Origin of the sequence: Gemella sp. 27098_8_92, assembly GCF_041433685.1 — a bacterium.
In the GTDB taxonomy this organism is placed as follows: domain Bacteria; phylum Bacillota; class Bacilli; order Staphylococcales; family Gemellaceae; genus Gemella.
In genome coordinates this window covers 151,193-171,217 of the sequence record NZ_JAPWBZ010000003.1, presented here as the reverse complement: position 1 = coordinate 171,217, position 20,025 = coordinate 151,193, and the positions used below count along the sequence as shown (strand labels likewise).

General features: G+C 30.1%; 17 protein-coding genes. 10 read left to right on the top strand and 7 right to left on the bottom strand.

Translation table 11 applies throughout. The features are described from left to right. The first annotated feature begins 1 nt into the window (after nt 1). The 3 genes from glgP to O3802_RS03170 are packed head-to-tail and all read left to right on the top strand — an operon-like array spanning nt 2 to nt 4,677. Complete coding sequence (gene glgP, locus O3802_RS03180; RefSeq protein WP_371458272.1) at nt 2-2,257, top strand: glycogen/starch/alpha-glucan family phosphorylase; 2,256 nt, start codon at nt 2-4, stop codon at nt 2,255-2,257. A gap of 22 nt (nt 2,258-2,279) precedes the next feature. Next, nucleotides 2,280-3,074 carry an endonuclease/exonuclease/phosphatase family protein gene (locus O3802_RS03175; protein ID WP_371458271.1) on the top strand — a complete coding sequence of 265 codons (795 nt, stop codon included), beginning with the start codon at nt 2,280-2,282 and terminating at the stop codon, nt 3,072-3,074. Nucleotides 3,075-3,093: 19 nt separating this feature from the next. After that, nucleotides 3,094-4,677 (top strand): alpha-glucoside-specific PTS transporter subunit IIBC, encoded by a 1,584-nt coding sequence (locus tag O3802_RS03170; protein ID WP_371458270.1) that lies wholly within the window; start codon nt 3,094-3,096, stop codon nt 4,675-4,677. A gap of 135 nt (nt 4,678-4,812) precedes the next feature. Here O3802_RS03170 and O3802_RS03165 read toward each other — a convergent pair whose 3' ends face one another. The 3 genes from O3802_RS03165 to O3802_RS03155 form a co-directional block, all read right to left on the bottom strand. Next, entirely contained in the window at nt 4,813-5,625 is an 813-nt protein-coding gene (locus tag O3802_RS03165) for a MetQ/NlpA family ABC transporter substrate-binding protein (RefSeq protein WP_371458269.1), read from the bottom strand. A gap of 87 nt (nt 5,626-5,712) precedes the next feature. Beyond that, entirely contained in the window at nt 5,713-6,384 is a 672-nt protein-coding gene (locus O3802_RS03160) for a methionine ABC transporter permease (RefSeq protein WP_281665391.1), read from the bottom strand. Beyond that, entirely contained in the window at nt 6,377-7,111 is a 735-nt protein-coding gene (locus O3802_RS03155) for an ATP-binding cassette domain-containing protein (protein ID WP_004632702.1), read from the bottom strand. The genes O3802_RS03160 and O3802_RS03155 overlap by 8 nt, the downstream gene beginning before the upstream one ends. 329 nt (nt 7,112-7,440) lie before the next feature. Here O3802_RS03155 and O3802_RS03150 point away from each other — a divergent pair, with 329 nt between their 5' ends. Both O3802_RS03150 and O3802_RS03145 read left to right on the top strand, forming a co-directional pair. Next, entirely contained in the window at nt 7,441-8,439 is a 999-nt protein-coding gene (locus O3802_RS03150; protein WP_371458268.1) for a LacI family DNA-binding transcriptional regulator, read from the top strand. Nucleotides 8,440-8,454: 15 nt separating this feature from the next. After that, on the top strand, nt 8,455-9,255 hold the full coding sequence (locus O3802_RS03145) for a Cof-type HAD-IIB family hydrolase (protein WP_371458267.1): 801 nt from the start codon (nt 8,455-8,457) through the stop codon (nt 9,253-9,255). Nucleotides 9,256-9,318: 63 nt separating this feature from the next. On the opposite strand, the gene O3802_RS03140 is transcribed toward O3802_RS03145, so the two are convergent. Beyond that, on the bottom strand, nt 9,319-10,845 hold the full coding sequence (locus O3802_RS03140; protein WP_371458266.1) for a ClC family H(+)/Cl(-) exchange transporter: 1,527 nt from the start codon (nt 10,843-10,845) through the stop codon (nt 9,319-9,321). Between the two features lie 153 nt (nt 10,846-10,998). Here O3802_RS03140 and O3802_RS03135 point away from each other — a divergent pair, with 153 nt between their 5' ends. The 5 genes from O3802_RS03135 (at nt 10,999) to O3802_RS03115 (ending at nt 18,855) form a co-directional block, all read left to right on the top strand. After that, nucleotides 10,999-11,727, top strand: a complete 729-nt coding sequence (locus O3802_RS03135; RefSeq protein ID WP_371458265.1) for a rhodanese-like domain-containing protein — start codon at nt 10,999-11,001, stop codon at nt 11,725-11,727. A 167-nt stretch (nt 11,728-11,894) separates the two neighbouring features. After that, a complete protein-coding gene (locus O3802_RS03130; RefSeq protein WP_371458264.1) occupies nt 11,895-13,097 on the top strand; it encodes a glycosyltransferase family 4 protein in 1,203 nt (400 codons plus the stop codon). Nucleotides 13,098-13,178: 81 nt separating this feature from the next. After that, complete coding sequence (polA, locus tag O3802_RS03125) at nt 13,179-15,800, top strand: DNA polymerase I (RefSeq protein WP_371458263.1); 2,622 nt, start codon at nt 13,179-13,181, stop codon at nt 15,798-15,800. 243 nt (nt 15,801-16,043) lie between these two features. Further along, the gene (locus O3802_RS03120; RefSeq protein ID WP_371458262.1) at nt 16,044-17,303 is read left to right on the top strand and encodes a Glu/Leu/Phe/Val family dehydrogenase; all 1,260 of its coding nucleotides are present in this window, start codon (nt 16,044-16,046) and stop codon (nt 17,301-17,303) included. 244 nt (nt 17,304-17,547) lie between these two features. Next, nucleotides 17,548-18,855 (top strand): hemolysin family protein, encoded by a 1,308-nt coding sequence (locus O3802_RS03115; protein ID WP_371458261.1) that lies wholly within the window; start codon nt 17,548-17,550, stop codon nt 18,853-18,855. A 29-nt stretch (nt 18,856-18,884) separates the two neighbouring features. On the opposite strand, the gene O3802_RS03110 is transcribed toward O3802_RS03115, so the two are convergent. Genes O3802_RS03110 through O3802_RS03100 form a run of 3 tightly spaced genes read right to left on the bottom strand, consistent with a single transcriptional unit; the run spans nt 18,885 to nt 20,023 of the window. Further along, entirely contained in the window at nt 18,885-19,256 is a 372-nt protein-coding gene (locus O3802_RS03110) for a monovalent cation/H(+) antiporter subunit G (RefSeq protein ID WP_371458260.1), read from the bottom strand. Then, nucleotides 19,243-19,533, bottom strand: a complete 291-nt coding sequence (locus O3802_RS03105) for an MrpF/PhaF family protein (protein WP_004632682.1) — start codon at nt 19,531-19,533, stop codon at nt 19,243-19,245. The genes O3802_RS03110 and O3802_RS03105 overlap by 14 nt, the downstream gene beginning before the upstream one ends. Then, nucleotides 19,526-20,023, bottom strand: coding sequence for a Na+/H+ antiporter subunit E (locus O3802_RS03100; RefSeq protein ID WP_371458259.1), 498 nt, complete (start codon nt 20,021-20,023; stop codon nt 19,526-19,528). The genes O3802_RS03105 and O3802_RS03100 overlap by 8 nt, the downstream gene beginning before the upstream one ends. Nucleotides 20,024-20,025 lie beyond the last annotated feature (2 nt).

The window sequence follows — 20,025 nt, the reverse complement described above, 5'->3', positions numbered from 1 at the left end:
GATGACTTTTAGTAATTATGTACAAGACAAAACAACAAAAAATCTAAGTGATTTGAATAATAAAGAACTTTATATTCAATTGTTGAATTATGTAAAAGAAAAAGCTGCAAAAAAAGAATTAAATAGTGATAAGAAAAAAGTTTATTATATTTCTGCAGAATTTTTAATTGGTAAATTATTATCAAATAATTTAATAAATCTTGGAATTTATGATGAAATTGAAAAAGAATTAGCAGCAGCAAATAAACGTCTAAGTGAAGTTGAAGAAGTAGAATTAGAGCCATCATTAGGTAATGGTGGACTAGGACGTTTAGCATCATGTTTTATTGATTCTATATCATCTTTAGGAATTAATGGTGATGGAGTAGGTTTAAATTATCACTGTGGTTTGTTTAAACAAGTATTTTCTAAAAATGAACAACATGCAGAACCAAACTTCTGGATTGAAGATAATTCTTGGTTAATAGATACTGATGTAAAATATACAGTACCATTTAAAAACTTTAGTCTAACATCATCATTAAAACGAATTGATGTCCTTGGTTATAAAAAAGAGACTAAAAACTATCTAAACTTATTTGATATTGATTCAATCGATAGTTCGATTATTAACGAAGGAATTAGTTTTGATAAAACAGATATCAAGAAAAATTTAACATTGTTCTTATATCCAGATGATAGTGATAGAAATGGTGAACTTTTACGTATTTACCAACAATACTTCATGGTATCAAATGCGGCGCAATTAATTATTGATGAAGCTCGTGCTAAAGGAAGTAATGTTCATGATTTATATGAATATGCGTATGTTCAAATTAACGATACGCACCCAAGTATGGTAATTCCAGAACTTATTCGTCTTATGACAGAAAATTATGGAATTGAGTTTGAAGAAGCATACACAATTGTCCAAAAAATGACAGGATATACAAACCATACTATCTTGGCTGAAGCGTTAGAAAAATGGCCTTTAGAATTTTTAGAAGAAGTAGTACCACATTTAGTAACAATTATTAAGAAACTAGATGCAGTAATACGTTCTAAATATGAAGGTGAAGATATTCAAATTATCGATAAAGATGATAGAGTACATATGGCAAACATGGATATTCACTTCTCAAACAGTGTAAACGGGGTTGCTTACTTACATACAGAAATTCTTAAAAACTCTGAATTAAAACATTTCTATGAGTTATATCCAGAGAAATTCAACAACAAAACTAATGGTATCACATTTAGACGTTGGTTAGAGTTTTCTAATAGACCATTAGCAGCGTACTTAAAAGAACTAATTGGTGATGAGTATTTAACAGATGCAACTAAACTAGAAAAATTATTGGCTTTTGTTGATAGTAAAGAAGTAGCAGCTAAGTTAGAAGAAATTAAACATGAAAATAAACTTGTTTTAAAAGAATATTTGAAAGAAACACAAGGAATTGAGTTAGATGAAAATAGTATTATCGATACTCAAATCAAGAGATTCCATGAATATAAACGTCAACAAATGAACGCTTTATATGTAATAAAAAAATATCTTGATATAAAAAATGGAAAATTACCAAAACGAAAAATTACAGTATTTTTCGGTGGTAAAGCTGCTCCAGCGTATATCATAGCACAAGATATTATTCATTTAATTTTATGTCTATCAGAGTTGATTAATAATGATACAGAAGTAAATAAATACTTAAATGTATACTTAGTTGAAAACTACAACGTAAGTGTTGCAGAAAAATTAATTCCAGCGACAGATATTTCTGAACAAATCTCACTTGCATCAAAAGAAGCTAGTGGAACAGGTAATATGAAATTTATGCTAAATGGAGCATTAACACTTGGAACATTAGATGGTGCTAATGTAGAGATTGATGAGCTTGTTGGACGTGAGAATATCTATATTTTTGGTAAAGAAAGTGATGAGATTATCAAACTATATGAAACTGCTGGGTATGTTTCAAAAGATTACTACAATAAAGATGGAGTAAAAGAAGTAGTTGACTTTATTATTTCAGAAGATTTAGTAAAACTTGGAAATAAAGAAAGATTAGAAAGATTGTACAATGAACTATTAAACAAAGACTGGTTCATGACACTTATCGATTTTGAAGAGTATTATGCGAAAAAAGAAGAGATGTTAGCAGATTATGAAAATCGTGACTTGTGGTTAAGAAAAGTAATTGCTAATATAGCTAAAGCAGGATTCTTCTCATCAGACCGTACAATTACTCAGTACAATGAAGAAATTTGGAATAAATAGAAAAAATAGTGAGGATATAACTATGAAACTACTAACAATAAATGTTCATAGTTGGTTAGAAGAAAATCAACTAGAAAAATTGAATATTTTAGCGAAAACTATCGTAGAAAAAAAATATGACGTGATAGCGATGCAAGAAGTAAACCAATTGATTAGTAGTGAACTTATAGAACTAGGGATTAGAGAAGACAATTTCGGAAAATTATTATTAGATAAAATAAATGAATATGGAGGGCAAGGATATAAATATTATTGGACTTACTCACATATTGGTTTTGATAAATTTGAAGAGGGCTTAGCAATCTTAGCTAAAGGTGAAGTTGTTGCCGTAGAGGATTTTTACTGTACGGCACAACAAACCGTGACCTCTATAGAATCAAGAAAAATTTTAAAAGTAGATTTAAAAATAAATGATGAAATTGTAGAATTTTACAGTTGTCATATGAACTTGCCAACTTGTAAAGGAGAAAACATAGAACAAAATCTTTACAACTTAGTAAATTATACAGATAATACAAATCTTAAAATTTTTATGGGAGATTTCAATACAGATTACTTTAATCAAGTAGATGAATATAAAGCTATACTTGAACAAGGTTTATTTGATACTTATGAAATGGCTCTAAAAAAAGATAAAGGAGTTACCGTGTATAAAAATATCAGTGGTTGGGAAGATTCTATGTGTCAGAAGAAATTGGATTATATATTTTCTAACAAAAAATTAAATGTTGAAGAAAGTTTTGTTATCTTTAATAATGAAAATTATCCAATAATTTCTGACCATAATGGCTTAGAAGTAACATTAGCAGAAAAATAAATAAAAGGAGGAAAATGTTATGTTACAAAAAATTCAGCGTTTTGGAGGCGCTATGTTAATGCCATCTATTATATTCGCATTCTTCGGATTAGTAGTAGGATTAACTTCAATCTTTAAAAACCCTAACTTAGTAGGGAGCATTGCGACAGAAGGGACACTTTGGTACAACTTCTGGTTCGTAATAGAACAAGGTGGATGGACAATCTTTAACCAAATGCCAGTAGTTTTTGCTCTTGGTATTCCGATTGGTCTTGCTAAAAAAGCAAATGGGCGTGCAGCATTAGAAGCGTTCTTAATTTATATGATTTTTAACTACTTCATCAATGGGTTCTTAACAGTATTCCCATTCTTCGGAGTGGATGTAACGCCAGCTCTTAAATTACCAACAGGATTAACTAGAATTGCTGGAGCAATCACACTAGATACTTCAATTATTGGTTCTATCATTATTGCATCAATTTCAGTTTGGATTCACAACAAATACTTTGATAAAAAACTTCCTGAGTTATTAGGAATTTTCCAAGGTTCAACATTTGTTATTTTAATAGGATTTATTTTAATGATTCCAGCTGCATTTTTAACAGCTCTTTTATGGCCAAAAGTTCAATTAGGAATTGCTGCTTTACAAGGATTCTTAAAAGTATCTGGAATTGCTGGAGTATTTACTTATACTTTCTTAGAAAGAATTTTAATCCCAACAGGATTACACCACTTCATCTATGGACCATTTATGTTTGGACCAGCAGCAGTAGAAAATGGAATTACAGCGTACTGGGTGCAACATATTAAAGAGTTCTCTCAAAGTACAACTCCATTAAAAGAGTTATTCCCACAAGGTGGATTCTCATTACACGGTAACTCAAAAGTATTTGGTTTACCAGCAGCAGCTTTAGCTATGTATGTTACAGCTAAAGATAAAAAGAAAAAGGTTGTAGCAGGGTTATTAATCCCAGCAGCTCTTACTGGTTTCTTAACAGGAATTACTGAACCAATCGAGTTCACATTCTTATTTGCAGCTCCAATGTTATTCGCTACTCACGCAGTATTAGGAGCAGCAATGTCAGCAACTATGTATGGGTTTGGAGTTGTAGGTAACTTCGGAAGTGGATTAATTGACTTCTTAGCACTTAACTGGTTACCAATGTTCAAAAATCACTCTGGACAAATGTTTGTTCAAATTACAATAGGATTAATATTCTCAGTAATTTACTTCTTCGTGTTTAGATTTATGATTCTTAAATTCAACTTAAACACACCAGGTCGTGAAGAAGATGATGCTGAAACTAAACTTTACTCTAAACAAGAATACCGTGAAAGAGGTAAAGAAGCAGCTAAAACAGAAGTTGTTGATGATGCTACGGTTTATGCGGATCAAGCAGCAATTATTTTAGAAGGTTTAGGTGGAAGAGATAACGTCGTTGATGTAACTAACTGTGTAACAAGATTACGTGTTAATGTACAAGATGAAAGCTTAGTAAAAGATGATAACTTTATTAAACAATCTGGAGCTCTTGGAGTTGCGCGTAATGGTAAAGCTATTCAAGTAATTATTGGATTCTCTGTAGGACAAGTAAGAGAAGCATTTGAAAAATTATTAAAATAGAAAAGTAATAAGAAAACGAGTCGAAAGACTCGTTTTTTCTATGTTTATTTAGAGTGAAAAAAATCCTTAAAGCTAGACTTCTAATCTAACTTTAAGGAAATAGTGGTAAAAAATCTTTATGAGTAAGAGTTAAAATTAAAATGCAGGAGTTGCATGTCCTTTTAATTTTTCATTAATGAAGTTTTTAATTTTTTCACTAGCAAGTGCTTTTTTAAGAGCTTTTACTGCATCAGAGTCTTTATTATCTTCACGTGCAACTAAACTTACTGCAAAAGTAGAATCTTTTTCATCTTCAACTAGAAGTCCATCTTTACCAGGTGTAAGGTTTAATTTAGCAATATAAGTAGGGTAGTTGAATACTAGGTCTTTTTCTTTATATGCTTCATTTAAGTTAAGTAAACTAATAGGTGAGAATTTAAGATTTTTTGGATTCTCTTTAATATCATCAATAGTTACAGTATAACTATTTGGATCTTTAAGAGTGATAACTTTACCATGATCTAATAGGCGTAAAGCACGTGCCATATTTGTTGGATCAGATGGAATAGCCACATCAGCCCCGTTTTTAAGATCTTTAAGATCTTTAATATCTTTTGAATAGAAGGCAACAGTTGCATTGTAAATAGGCTGAATAGCAACTAGATTAGCTTTGTTTTTTGCGTTAAATTGCTCCATAAATGGTTTGTGTTGGAAGAAGTTTGCATCTACTTCTTTATTATTTAATGCAACGTTAGCTTGAACATTATCAGACACTTTTACTAATTCAAGGTTATATCCTTCTTTTTTCAAATCGTCTTTAATCATCTCTAGCATATCTGTCATAGGTGCAGTATGAGAAGCTACTTTGATAGTAACATTTTCTTTTTTAGTTTCAGTTTTGCTTGAACAAGCGGTTAATACTAATACAAGCGCTAATAAACTTGCGCAAATTGATAGTAATTTTTTCATTTTTTGTCTCCTTAAATTGTTTATAAGTTTAGAGGTGTTTGAATACTTATTTATAGGAATATATGTTTATAAAATAGTTCAATAAAATTATTTTTCTTTTTTACCTGTGAATTTTTTGGCTAATCCATAACCAATTGTTTGAATAATAAATACATATATAATAAATATAAGTACAATTAAATACATAAGATTATAATCGTATTCTTGATAGCCATACCTGAAGGCAAATTCACCTAATCCGCCAGCCCCAATAACACCCATTACAGTGGTATATGCTAACAAGCTAATGGTTGTATAGGTAAAGGATAAAATTAAATTTCCGACTGTTGCTGGTAAGAGAAAGTATCTAATAATTTGGAATTTCGTAGCTCCCATACTAATAGCTCTATCAATAATTTTTTGAGGAACATTCAGCAATGCTTGCTCTACAAAACGAGCATATAAGCTAACTCCAACTAGTGTTAAAGGTAAAATAGCTGCAATATTACCAAATGACGTTTTAAATAAAAATCTATTGACAGGTATTAATATAAATACAAATATTAAGAAGGGGACACTGCGAAGAGCATTTAAGAAAATACTAAGCCCTTCATATAATGCTTTATTTTTCAGTAAATAATCTTTACTAAGTGAAAATAATAGAATACCTAGTGGCATAGAGATTACAAAAACTGTAACCATAGAAATTCCCATCATATAATTTGTTTCCCAAAAAGCTTTTACTATACCATCATAATTTTTTAAGAATAAATCAATCATCTAATAAAAACTCCTTTACATACTTATAATAATTGCTGTCGTAATCATCTTTAATATCTTTGTTAGGTATAATAATATCTTTAATTGTAGAATCATCGATGATAATTACCTTATCGCAGAAGTTTTTAAGTAAAGATAAACTGTGAGAAATCATTACTATAGAGATATCTGATGTTTCTCGTAGTTTGTTTAACAGTGTAAAAATTTCTTTTTCACTATTGGTGTCGAGTGCTGAACTAATCTCATCGCAAAGTAATACTTCAGGTTCTTGCAGAAGTGCCATAGCAATAGCTACTTTTTGCTGTTCTCCACCGCTAAGACTACCACAAAGGCTGTCTTTTAGACGGGATATATTCATAAACTCAAGGATATAATTTACCTTCTTTTTATCAACAGGGACTTTATTTAATTTGTATACCAGGCTTAAATGATAATATACACTTTTGTTATCAATAAGATTAGAATGTTGAAATATATAAGCAAGATTTTTTCTAGTTTGTCTAAGAGTAGCCGGAGTCATTTCACTAAGAGATTGATTCTTATAAAGAATATCACCACTATCATAGTTGACAATGCCATTAATCATTTTCAAAATAGTGCTTTTTCCAGTACCATTACGCCCAATAATTCCAATAACTTCTTTCTTATTTATATCAAAAGAGATATTTTGAAGTTTAAACTTAGCATCTTTATATTGTTTGGATATGTTTTTTAATTGAACTATCATAATAACCTCCAAGGAAGAATATACCACTTTTTGAAAAGGAGTTCAAGAAAAAGATACTATATGTATTAATTTTTTCATTCTTTACTGAATACACTTCAAAATAATTATTATAAGGTTTTATTAAAGCTGTATCATTTAAACATAGAATGCAGACTAATACAACTTACCAGGGAATTTGATAAAATAATTGTAGTCGTGAAACTTTATTAAAGACTTTATTTATTTTTATGTATAGTTTATAATAAGATATGTGTTTATATAAAGTAAAAAATTTAAAAAACAAAGTGAAAGATATTGATATAAGATAGCTAAGGGGGTTATAGTATTTTATGAAAAAATTGACTATAGTAGATATAGCCAAAATGGCAGGAGTAGGTTCTACTACTGTATCTAGATACTTTAACGGTGGAAATTTAAAAAAAGAAACTAGAGAAAAAATAAAAAAAATAGTAGAGGAGTATAATTACACGCCTAATACATTTGCTAAGGCCTTAAAAGGAACAGATAGTAAAATTATTGGAGTTATTGTCCCATGTTTGCATTCTTATGTAAGTTCAAATACTTTGAAATATATTGATAAAAGTTTAAAAGAAAATAATTATGAAACATTAATTATGAATGCAAATTTTGATGAAGAAAAGCAACTTGATTATATAAGAAAACTTGCTAGGATGAATGTTGATGGAATAATTTTACTTCCTACAACGATGAGCAAAAGTTATGAGAGCACTATTAAGTCGATAGATGTCCCTGTTGTCCTTTTAGGACAAGAAGGTGAGTATACTTATAGCGTTGAATATAATGACTTTAATGCAGCTAGAGATTTAGCTAATTTTGTTTTAGCGTGTGGTCACAGAAAGATAGCTTACCTTGGTGTGGGTGAGGAAGATATTGCGGTAGGTTATTATAGAAAATTAGGATTTATGACTACCCTTGAAAAATATAATCTTTCACCAGTAGATGTTCTTATAACAAATTTTGGTATGGAAGATAGTTATCGTCTAACTAATGAAAATATAGATAAGCTAAAAAAAGCTACGTGTTTGATATGTGCTACTGATAATTTAGCTTATGGTGCTATAAAAGCTCTTGAGGAAAATGGATTAAATATAGGTACAGATTATTCTGTGGCAGCTTTTGGGGATTATGCTTCATCAGCATTATTAAAGTCACCATTAACAACGATAAAATTTGATTTAGAAGATGCAGCTAAAAAAACGGTGGAAATGCTACTTAATGTTATTAAGAAAAAAGAAACTGAGATGAAAATACTAATAGGTTACGACTTGAAAACTAGAAGTAGTGTTGTAGATTTAAATAATTTATAGAAAGTAGAGAAAGAAATGACTAAAATAAAAGCGATATTTTTTGACATAGATGGGACATTAAGAAGTTTTAAAACAAAAACAATTCCAGAGAATACGAAAAAAACTTTACGAGCACTAAGAGAAAAAGGAATTAAACTATTTATAGCTACAGGACGAGCACCTTTTCATATCACATTTTTAAAAGATTTAATAGATTTTGAGTTTGATGGTTATGTAACTATTAATGGTCAATATTGCTATTTATCTACTGGTGAAGTTCTTAATAACCAAGTACTACCAAAAGAGGATATAGAAAATGTTTTACCATACTTTAAAGAAAATAATATTGCTTGTGACTTTGCTTTATTAGATGGTGCATTTATGAACTTGAAAAATAATCGTGTAAAATGGCTTGAAGATGAGCTAGGAGATCATGAGCGTTTTGTGGTGTTGGAAGATGCTTATGAAAAAGCATTAAACAAAAAAATTTATCAACTAAATGTCTTTGTTACTGAAGAAGAGGAGGTAGCATTCTTAGAATATATGCCAAACTCAAAGTCGGCTCGTTGGACATCAGCATTTACCGATGTTATTCCAAGTGATGGTGGAAAAGACAAAGGAATAGATGCTATAGCTAATCATTTAGACATTAAAGTAGAAGAAATCATGGCTTTTGGTGATGGTGGAAACGATATAGATATGTTGAAACATGTAGGTGTTGGTGTTGCTATGGGAAATGCGAGGGATGATGTAAAAGAAATAGCGGACTTTGTTACAGCAGATGTTGATGATGATGGAATTACTTATGCTTTAAAACATTTTAGAGTATTAGAATAAAAAATCTTTGAGGAATTTATTTAAGATCCTCAAAGATTTTTTTATCTCTTTAAAATTATACTATTACACATCATTAAATCTTTTTAGGAATTCATCAACAGTCCTTTTTGGCATGATTACTGTAAGTCTGTCATTAGCCTCAAGAATAGTAGTTCCTTTAGGAATAATTTCTCGTCCAGAGCGTTCGATATTTGATACTAATGTATGTTTGGTCCACTGGATTTCGCTAATAGTCTTTCCAATTAATGTACTATCATTTGTTATAGTTGTTGTGATTTCCACTTCCATATCTAGCTCTTCATCTTTTATTTTATTACTAGTTAAAATTCTATCTAGTAAATATTCATATACTGGTTTTGTGCCAAGGATATTTGCAGTGAAATATGCAAATAAACAGCACAATGCAATAGGTAGGAAGTAATTTAGTTTTTGAGTCATTTCAAATAATAGGATAACAGACGTAATAGGACTACGAACAATGGCTGTTAGGTAGCCTGACATAGCTAGAATAATAAATAATCCTGCATATTTGCTATCAAAAAAGTTACTGAATAAAGTTCCTAATACGGCTCCTTGAATTAGTATCGGCAAGAATATTCCCCCAGCAACACCAGATGTAAATGAGATAAGTGAGAATAAAGTTTTTATAAAATATAATATTATCAAAAATACAATACTAAACTTATATTCTAATAAGAAGCTGACTAGACCATGCCCACTACCTAATACTATAGGATAAAAAATAAAAAGTACAAAAGATGTTAAGAACGCTACCTGTGGTCTAAATACTATATTAAGATTTAATTTTTCATAAAGCTTATATAAGACTTTTATTGTATTATTATAAAATGTTCCAAAAATCCCAAGTAAAATTCCAAGGATAACAATCCAAGGATAGATACTAGGAGTTACGTAATCAATATCTGGAAAAGAGAATACAGGTTTTAAGCTAAAAATGTATTGTCCAATAATATTCGCAACTACAGCCGCACTGAAGCAACCTATAATTATTTTTTTAGTAACATTTTTATGAACTTCTTCTATCGAAAATAAAACACCAGCAAGAGGAGCTCCAAATGCAATAGAAAGACCCGCGCTAGCACCAGATGTAATTAGATATTTCTCATCAATACTATTTCTTCGTAGTATCCTAGATACTAATTTACCACTCATTGCACCTAATTGGATAGATGGGCCTTCACGCCCAAGTGATAGCCCTCCAAGACTAGCGACTAAACCACCGGTTATTTTATAAATTAAGACTTTTAAAGGATTAGAATTAAGACGTCCTGTTATTTCAGCAGAAACTTGTGGGATACCACTGCCGCTAGCCATAGGTTCACGTTTTAGAAGGAATCCAGAAATAAGGGCAAGAATAATCAGTATTATTAGAAGAATAAATTTATAAAAAATTCCTGATTTGATATATTCAGCAGTGAAGTGAACTAATTTTTCACTATAGCCTATAAGAAGTCTATAAATCGCTCCAACAACTCCCGCCAAAATACCGACTAATATACCATTAAGCAGGAGTGAAGATTCAATTTTCATATTTTTATTTTCAATATTATTAATATTATTGATTTTCACATTTAACTCCTTTCTTTTTTATTTATTGTTAATATATACCTAATTTATATTTTACTCCTAATAGCAAAAAAATCAAAGTAATTTTAAAACATTTTATTACAAAAAATAAAAAAAATATGATAAAATTATATCAGAACAGAAAGGGGCATAACAATGAATATTTTATCAACAATTGCAATAATTTTCTTAGTTATTGTTTTAGGACTGTATGCTTTCTGGTTAAAATTAAAAAAAGGAAAGCCAGGACGTATTCAAGGTCATGATGTAGAGAAGAAAACTTATGAAGAGGCATTAGTTGTGGATGTACGTTGGCGTAAAGAATATGCCAGAGGACATGCTATAAACGCTGTAAACTTACCGATAAAGCTATTTAAAGATGGTAGTGATGTTCTAGATGATTATAAAGATAAAGATATTATTCTTTACTGTGTTGTGGATGTAACATCACGTGCTACTGAGAAATTATTGCTAGAACGTGGGTTCACTAAACTTCACATTGGAGACGGAGTAAAACAATATGATTATGGTAAAGCTATTTACACAAATGCTTTGCTGTCTGAGTTTAAATATCGACTTACTAAGAGTAAAAATAAACAATTGTTAAATTTAGGTACTGAAATCTTAAACGATGATGAGATTAAAATTTCACCAACAGACATTAATTCAGTAAAAGACAAATTAGATAAAAATGCGGATATTTTTGTATATAGTGATACTCCAGAGGAAAGTAAACCAGTTTGTAAAAAATTAGGAGAAGAAGGTTATACTATTATTAATTTAGTAGAACCATTTTATACTAAGAAGTATAGAGATGCATTTTATAATCCGAAAGATTATGATGAAAATCCAGCAGAAAAGGATGCTGCAGCATGTAGCGCTTGAGGGTAGAATTTAATAAAACGATAAGGTTATCGTTATAATAGAAGACTTTGAAGATACTTTTATCTTCAAAGTTTTTTTATATGATTTTAAGTACTTAGTAGGGTATATTTCTATATGTATGGTATAATATAAAAATAGATAAAATTTAAAAAAAGAGGATTCATACTATGAAAGTTTTACATGTTCTTGCTCAATTACCAGTAAAAACGGGAAGCGGGGTATATTTTACTAATGTTATAGATGGTTTGAAAAATTATGAAGTAGAACAAGCTGCAATTTATGGAACAACACCAGAATATGAGTTTAATATTTTAGATACAGTGTATGAAGTGGAATTTGAAGGCAAGGATATCGAGTTTCCTATTGTAGGGATGAGTGACGTTATGCCTTATAATAATACTCTTTATAAAAATATGAGTGAGAATATGATGACTACATGGCAAAATGCTTTTCGAGAAAAATTATTAAAAGCTAAAGATGAGTTTAAGCCAGATATAGTTATTACACATCATTTATGGATATTAAGTTCAATTGTCTGTGAAATTTTTACTGATGAAAAAGTTCTGGCAATTTGTCATAATACTGATTTACGTCAGGCAGAGAAAAATCCAAGTATAAAAGAGAAGTATGTGACGAATTTAGATAAATTGGATAAAATATTAGCACTTAGTAGCAGTCAAATTGATGAGATAGTAACTGTATATAACTATTCAAAAGAAAATATTATTAATATAGGAGCTGGCTATAATGAGAAGGTATTTTTTCCATTAAATAACTATGAACCAAAAGAAAAATTAGAAATATTATATGCAGGTAAGTTTGATGAGTCAAAAGGTTTTTATGAGCTTATAAAAGCTTTTAGAATATTAGAAACAAAAGTAAGAGATGTTGAGCTAGATTTAATAGGAAATTTAAAAGAAGAAGATAAAGAACGTGTTTACAGTTTGGTAGGAGATTCAAAAAATATTAAAATTTATAATGCAATGGATCAAGTGCATCTTGGAGAAATTATGCGCCAAAAAGATATTTTTATTTTGCCATCTTATTTTGAAGGGTTAGGTCTTATAGCTGTAGAGGCTCTAGGAAGCGGGTTGCGAGTCGTTGCTACTGAAATAGAGGGACTTATTGAGTTTTTAGGAGATAAAATAAATAACTCAGATATTATAGAATATATTGCTATGCCGACTATTTACGATACTGATAAAGCAGTAGAAGAAGAAAAACCTGCTTTTATTGAAAGAATAGTAGCTGCATTGGAACTTATGATAGAAAGGACAAGAAAAGAAAGAAAACTACCACAAGAATTATTAGAAGAAGTAGAAAGACATTCTTGGAAGAAAAAAATAGAAACTATCTATAATTTGTTATAAAATATTAAAGTTAATTACAGATGTAAATTAAATATAAAACTAGTTTTCTAGTTGCAAATATTTGGTTATTAGGAGAGGTAAATGGATAAAATAATTTTATTAGATGGGAATAGTTTGAGTTATCGTGCTTTCTATGCTATGCCTGCTCTACAAAACAAAAGTGGCTTGTATACAAATAGTGTATATGGATTTACTTTGATGTTAGAAAGAATGTTAGAAGATATAAAGCCAAAGTACGCATTAGTAGCTTTTGACAAAGGGAAACAAACTTTCCGTCACAAAACTTATCAAGACTATAAAGGTACACGTGATAAAACACCAAGTGAACTTGTTGAACAATTTGGCTATGTAAGAGAATTGCTAGACTCTTATGGAATAAAATATGAAGAACATTTTGATTATGAGGCTGATGATATCATAGGAAGCTATGCTAAGTTAGCAGAAAAAGCAGGGCTTGAAGTAATAATTATTTCGGGAGATAAAGATTTAACACAACTAGCTAGTGATAATATTACAATCTACTACACAAGACGCGGAGTTACTGAAGTTGACCACTATACTCCAGAGTTTATCAATGAAAAATATGGTTTGAGTCCAGAACAAATCATTGATATGAAAGGCTTAATGGGAGATAAAAGTGATAATATACCAGGGATAGCTGGTATAGGAGAAAAAACGGCGATAAAATTGCTAGCTGAATACAAAACTGTAGAAAATGTTTTAGATAATATTGATAATATTAGCGGGAAAAAACTAAAAGAACGTTTAGCAGAAGGTAAAGAAGATGCTTTACTTAGTAAAGAACTTGCTACAATTTTTACAGAAGTTCCAGTAGAAAACAAGTTAGAGGATTTAACTTTTAGTGAGAATAGAAGCAAGAAAAAAGAATTATTTGAAAAATTAGAGTTTGTTTCTTTCTTAAAAAAATTAGCTGAAAATGACGATGTAGATGTTGATGGAAAAGAAGAAAAAGAACTAGAAATAATAAATGCTGATGAAAAAACAGAACTATCTTTTGAAAATAGTTCACTACATATTGAATGTTTTACAGAAGATTATCATAATTCAGATGTTGTTAATATAGCAGTATACAAAGATGAAAATGTCTATATTTTTAGTGAAGATAACTTCTTTGAAAATAAATTTGTGCGTAACTATTTGGAAAGTGATGCGGAAAAAGTAGTTTATGATTACAAGAAAATCTTGTATATTGCGAAAAGAAATGGTATTTCTGATATAGCTGGTAATGTTTTTGATGTAAAAATTGCTGCATATCTTTTAGACGTTACGGTAAAAACAGAACTTGATAAAATAGTATTTAATACCTTAGGTAATATTATAAAAAGTGAAGAAGAAATCTATGGAAAAGGTGTCAAACGCACGTTACCAACTAACGAAATTCTTTATCCGTACTTAGCACAAGTAGTAAAAAGTATTTTTGATTTAAAAGAAATTCAAAGTGCGAGATTAAAAGAAGAAAATATGGATTCTCTTTATAAAAATATCGAAATAAAAGTAGCGCGTGTTCTTGCTAATATGGAGTTTGAAGGAATACATGTTAGTAAGAAAGCATTAGAGGATATGAGTGATGAGTTAGATGAGCGAATAAAAATACTTGAAGCAAGTATTCATACGCTAGCGGGTTCAGAGTTTAATATTGCCTCACCAAAACAATTGGGAATAGTATTATTTGAAGATTTAGGATTACCCCCTGTAAAGAAAACAAAAACAGGTTATTCTACGTCGGTAGAAGTATTAGAACAACTTCAACATAGCCATGAAATCATACCTTTAATAATGGAGTATAGGGTATTAACAAAATTGAACTCAACTTATGCCAAAGGTTTGGTTAAAGACATTACTCGTAAAGGGAAAATTCATACACGTTATGAACAAACATTAACACAAACGGGGCGATTGTCATCTGTTAATCCAAACTTGCAAAATATTCCTACGAGAATAGAAGAGGGTAAAAAAATTCGCAAGGCGTTTATTCCTGCTTCGGCTGATAGAGTAATATTATCTATCGACTATTCTCAGATTGAACTACGTGTATTAGCCCATATGGCACAGGATAAGGGAATGATTGATGCATTTACTCATGATTTAGATATTCATACTAAGACAGCTAGTGAAGTAAATGGAGTAAGTTTAGATGAGGTAACTCCAACTATGCGTAGAGAGGCTAAAGCCGTAAACTTTGGTATAGTTTATGGAATTTCTGACTTTGGGTTATCAAATAATTTAGGAATAACACGCAAGAGAGCTAAAGAATTTATTGACAAATATTTAGAAACATTTAGTGGTGTTAACAAATATATGACAGATATAGTTGAGTTTGCTAAGGAACATGGATATGTAGAAACTTTATATAATCGCCGTCGTGCTTTACCAGAAATTAATGCTAAAAATAAAATAGTAGCAAGCCTTAATGCGAGGTTAGCTATGAATACGCCAATTCAAGGTACTGCAGCTGATATAATAAAACTTGCTATGATAAATGCTTTTGACTATATTGAAAAAACAGAAGTTGATGCAAAATTATTACTTCAGGTACATGATGAACTTATTTTTGATGTAAATAAAGATGTGGTAGATGAGTTTACTATCGAAATGGTAAAAATTATGGAAGAAGCGGTCGAACTAGATGTTAAGCTTAAAGCAGAAGCTAGTAGCGGAAGCTCGTGGTATGACACTAAATAATTATGCCATGTTAAATAATTTAACAAAAAATATTTAATGGATAAAATAAGGTATATAATAGACTCTAGGTAACCGAAAAGTTACTTAGAGTTTTTTAGTTGTGAAAGTATAGATAGCACCCTTATTTTTCAGAAAAATAATGAAAAATATCAAAAAATAATTTACAAAATATTTCGAAGTCTGTTATAATAAAAAAAGAGGCAGTTATAAAATATAATTTAAAAGTTTAAGGAGAATTAATCTATGAATAACAATCCATTAATGAATGCAAGAGAACAAATAAAAAATGCTTGTGATATATTAGGTTATAAAGAAGAGGTATATGAAGCACTAAAAGATCCTCAACGTTTTATAGAAATTTCTATCCCGGTAAGAATGGATAATGGTGAAGTTAAGTATTTCAAAGGTTTCCGCTCACAACACAATGATGCTATTGGCCCAACAAAAGGTGGACTTCGTTTCCATCCACAGGTTACAGGAGATGAAGTAAAAGCATTGTCAATTTGGATGACATTCAAATGTGCTGTTGCTAATCTTCCATATGGTGGAGGAAAAGGTGGAGTTATAGTAGATCCTAATGAATTATCTAAAGGAGAATTAGAAAGATTATCGCGTGGATATATTCGAGGGCTATATAAATATCTTGGAGAAAAACAAGATATTCCAGCACCTGATGTAAACACAAATGGTCAAATTATGTCTTGGATGATAGATGAGTTCAATATTCTTACAGGTGAGCAAGGAATAGGGACTTTAACAGGAAAACCTTTAGAACTTGGAGGATCATTAGGTAGAACACAAGCGACTGGGCATGGAGTTGCATTAGCTGCTAAGCTTGCTTTAGAAAAATTAGGAAAATCTGTTGAGGGAGCAAAATTTGCGGTCCAAGGATTTGGTAATGTCGGTAGTTATACGGTGAGTACTGCAATTGAATATGGTGCTACAGTAGTAGCAGCTACTGAACGTGATGATGACGGTATTCAATATGCTGTTTATCGAGCAGAAGGATTAACTTATGATGAACTTCAAGAATGCAAAGATAAAAAAGTTAGATTCCATACATTGCCAAATACTAAACGTTTAACATTAGATGAATTTTGGGCGTTAGATGTAGATGTGCTTTGTCCATGTGCATTAGAAAATGCCATTGATGAGCAAGAAGCTAAACTTATTAAAGCACCAGTCATCTCTGAAGGTGCAAATGGACCAGCAACATTAGCAGGGGATAAGGTGCTTCAAGAAAAAGGAATTGTAGTAATTCCTGATATCCTAGCCAACAGTGGAGGAGTTACGGTTTCTTATTTCGAATGGGTTCAAAACTTACAAGGTTATTATTGGACTGAAGAAGAAGTAGTAGAAAAACAAGACAGAGTTATGACAAAAGCATTTAATGATATCTGGAAAGTCAAAGAAAGATTTACTATTCCGATGAGAAAAGCTGCATATGTCAATTCAATAGAGAAGATTGTTAAAAATATGGAATTAAAGGGAAAAATTAGTTAAAAATAAAAAGAGAACCAGTCTGTAGAAATACAGACTGGTTAAATTATATTAAAAAATTCTTTGATATTTAGTATTTTACTTAATACAATAAAAAATTTATAGTATATTATTTATTGAGAGAAAGTAACTATAATATAAATTAGAAAAATTATTATAATAAAACTTTTAATATTTGAAAAATTTGTTTTTATATAGTAAAATTATATATTAATACATAAAAAGAAAGAGGATAAATTAGAACCATATGGATCTCAGTATCTTAATTAAAATATTAATAATTATATTATTACTTATCGCTTCAGCAATATTTGTAATGTTTGAGTTTGCACTAGTGAAGTTAAGGCCAACACGTGTCAATGAAATGACAGAATCAGGGAATAAGACTGCTAAAATTTTAGTAATGATGGTAGAACAATTAGATCATTATTTATCAGCAACACAGCTTGGAATTACCATTGTATCTTTAGGGTTAGGTTGGTTAGGAGAATCGACATTTCACGCTCTTTTTAGACCAATGTTTGAGCTTTTAGACCTGAATTTAACTATTACACATACGATTTCGCTGGTAGTTGCGTTTGGTTTTATGACATTATTACATGTAGTATTAGGAGAATTAGTCCCTAAGACAATCGCTATACAATCAGCTGAAAAGACGTGTTTGAGAGTTGCGTGGCCAATGTACATGTTTGATAAAATTATGCGTCCACTAGTATGGTTGCTAAATTCATTGGCGAACCTTATTGCTAAATTATTTGGATTTGAACCAGCATCTGAACATGATGAAATACATAGTGAACAAGAACTGCGTACGATTATGAAATCTTCGCGAGAACATGGTCAGATAAACGATGTTGAATATAGATATGTGGAGAAAATCTTTGAATTTGATAATAAAATTGCAAAAGAGATTATGACTCCAAGGACTGAAGTCGAAGCGATTGATATGAGTGATTCTTTAGGAATTATCATGCGTCAACTAAAACAAGAAGAATATACAAGGTATCCAGTAATTGAAGATGGAGACAAAGATGAAATATTAGGTATTTTGAATGTAAAAAAATTATTATTTACTGATAAACCGTTAGAAAAAACAGAGGATTTAGAAAAGTATATAACGCCAGCTATAAAGGTTTTTGAGCATACACCTATTTCTCAAGTATTAGCGACTATAAAACAAAGCCGAGAGCATATGATAGTCATTACAGACGAATATGGTGGAACTAGTGGAGTAGTTACATTAGAAGATATTGTAGAAGAGATTACTGGTGAAATTAGAGATGAATTTGATAATGATGAGCAAAGTTTAATTAAAAAATTAAAAAATGGTCATTACTTATTAGACGGTTGGGTTCCTATTCAAGATGTTAATGCACTTTTTCATGTTCAACTACCACATGAAGAGGTAGATACGATAGGGGCATATATTTATTTAGAAAAATATGAGGCAAAAGTAGGAGCAACATATATAGTCGATAAACTAACTTTTATAGTTAGAAAAGTAGAAGAAAATCAAATAAGAACTTTAGAAGTTTGGGAAACGGAAGAAAATTAAAGACGATTGCATGTGCAATCGTCTTTTTTCTATTGTTCATTTAATTTTTGTATGTCATCTAAAACTTTTTTAGCTTCATCTTTTTGATTTTTAGAGTAAACCTTTTTGTTAAAAATTATTGCACTTATCGAAATTATATGTGCAGATACAGGTGCTGCTAGAAATAAGAAGGCAATTGCTAATAGAAATTTAAACTCAAATATTTGGAGATATCTATAGAAATAGATAAAACCAGTTATTAAAATTAATTCAACTGCAAATGATCCTGTAACTCCAGCGGCATGTATTTTTGTTAATTCATCAGGAAGTCTTATAAATCCAATTACTGTTGCAGCCATAGCTACTGCAGTAATAAGGATAAGGATAATCATTATAATATCTAAAATACTATTTAGTATCATCACTGAAAACCTCCTTTTTTGCTAAGAATTTTGCTGTGACAATTGTTCCAACTAAGCAAATAATTGCAATAATTAAGATAAGTGAAACATAAGAGAATGTTTTGTAATACATACTTACCAAAACTATTAAACAAATAAGAGGCATAGCAAGTAAATCACTGGCTATTAGTTTATCAAAGATACTTGGTTTTTTAACAATATAAACTAATAGGAAAAATATCATTGCTATACTAGCAAAAATACCTATTATAATAGTATAGTCTAAGATTTTATCCATCTAAATCAACCTCCAGTATCGCTTTTTCAAAACTATTTTTAATTCCTTCAATTTCACCTTCAATATCATTCGTATCAAGACAATGGATAAACAATTGTTTATTGTCATGTCCTACATTAACGGTTAAAGTTCCGGGTGTTAATGTAATCATATTGGCAAGTAGTGTTATTTGCCAATTTTTTTTAACTGTTAAAGGATATTCGAAAATTACAGGATTAACATCTAAATCCTTTTTTAACATCATTTTTAATACGTTGATATCAGCTTTTAATAATTCTATAAGAAACATTACTATTAGTTTTATCCATTTGTAGAGATAAACATAATATAGTTGTTTTCCTAAGAAATTCTTAGCGAAGGTATTTCTAAAAATAAATAGAATTACCATCCCCCAAAAGAAACCTACAGCGAAGTATTCTGAGTTATAGTTTGCTGAAAAGAACATCCATATAACTCCGACAAGTATATTTATTAAAAATTGTAGTGCCATAC